Genomic DNA, 1,450 nt, shown 5'->3' on the forward strand with positions numbered 1-1,450 from the left:
TATAAACAAAATGTAGTCAGTAGCCACGGATCACCCTCTCTTTTATGGAATTTTATAGATGATTCCATCAGTTTATGCGATCGCGTACCCTACCCGACCGCGATCATGGATTCCTGGTAGGGAGTAGGGAGTAGGGAGTAGGGAGTAGGGAGTAGGGAATATGGCATCAAAAATTCTCACAATTCGTAAGCATTCAGCTATCAGCATATGTGCGTAGCGCATATGCTTACCCTCAGACTCACAATGGTAGTTTCAAACTTTTACTATAATTATTTTTTTACGCTGTACTTCCCTAAATGGGATTATTGAGCGATTTTTTTTTTAAATAAAAATATGATATGCACCCGTTCTGACTTATATTTCCTATTTTATCAATAAAACCGGTATTTATTGATACTGATTTTATTCCATAAATTAAGTATTACTCTAATATATTTTGCTATTTAATCGATGATTTTTTTGATCAATCGTTTGATCAATCAATTTAGATGCAACCAATCAAAACTTGGAGTCGTTTATACTAAAAAAAAAGCCAATTTTTTAGACTGATATTAATCCCTAATCAGGTAGTATGGTAAAATAGTTTCGCTATCTATATGTGCCAATTCAATCTGCTTTTGGGTCAGATTTTTAGCTCCTTGGAGGTTAGCCCCTCTTAAATCTGTACCCTGGAGATTAGCTCCCTCTAAATTTGTCTGTTGTAAGTTAGCTTCAATCAAAGATGCCCCCTGTAAATTAGCGTTCCAGAGGATTGCCTTTTCTAGCTTAGCTCTCCTGAGAAATGCCCCTTCTAGGTTAGCATCAAATAAGCAAGCGTCTGTTAAGTTAGCTTTTATCAAGTATGCTCCTTGGAGGTTAGCTTGATTAAAGTCTGCCCCTTCTAGATTGGCTCCGATCACATATGCTCCTTTTAGATTAGCCTGATTAAGACAAGCTCCTTGTAGTTTGGAGCCACTAAGGTATGCTTCTTGCAGGTTAGCTTCTGTTAAGTTTGCCCCCATCAGTGTGGCGTGACGTAAATCAATTTTCTGATCTTCGAGCTCTTTTGAGCTGTCGCGCCTGCCAATAACCGTCAGGGCACCTTGAATATCAATAGGAAGTTTTTGGTCTTCTGTAATTTGAAGAGGACTGGATAACTCATCTATTTGCTTTTGCACCTCTACATGAATCTTCCAAGGGGACTGATATCGCACGAACGTCGATAAAATCTCCATAATTTTCCAGTGGTCTTCGGCAGAAACCTTAGCAATTCGTTCTAGGGCATAAATTCCACCTAGCCGCAGGGCAATCTGATCAGAACTCAGCCACTCCAGGGCATTATTAAAGCATTGAATCATTTGCCTGTCTTCTGAACAGATAGCCTTTTTGTCACTTATACCAGTCTTTTCTAAATCGAATGAACGCTTGCTTAAGTAGTAAATTTTCAGCAAAATTACTAGTCCTATAGCCA

2 protein-coding genes are annotated in these 1,450 nt (G+C 38.6%); both read right to left on the reverse strand.

From position 1 onward, the window contains the following. Positions 1–72 precede the first annotated feature (72 nt). Positions 73–222, reverse strand: coding sequence for a hypothetical protein (locus tag F6K38_RS41825; RefSeq protein WP_158026588.1), 150 nt, complete (start codon positions 220–222; stop codon positions 73–75). A gap of 329 nt (positions 223–551) precedes the next feature. After that, positions 552–1,450, reverse strand: an 899-nt coding sequence (locus F6K38_RS41830) for a pentapeptide repeat-containing protein (RefSeq protein ID WP_287360732.1), incomplete at its 5' end; no start/stop codon positions are given.

Origin of the sequence: Moorena sp. SIO3B2, from assembly GCF_010692525.1 — a bacterium.
GTDB classification, from domain to species: domain Bacteria; phylum Cyanobacteriota; class Cyanobacteriia; order Cyanobacteriales; family Coleofasciculaceae; genus Moorena; species Moorena producens.

Bases quoted from the DNA above. Each gene is read 5' to 3' on its own strand.
- F6K38_RS41825 (WP_158026588.1), bottom strand. From the start codon at position 222: ATGCGCTACGCACATATGCTGATAGCTGAATGCTTACGAATTGTGAGA.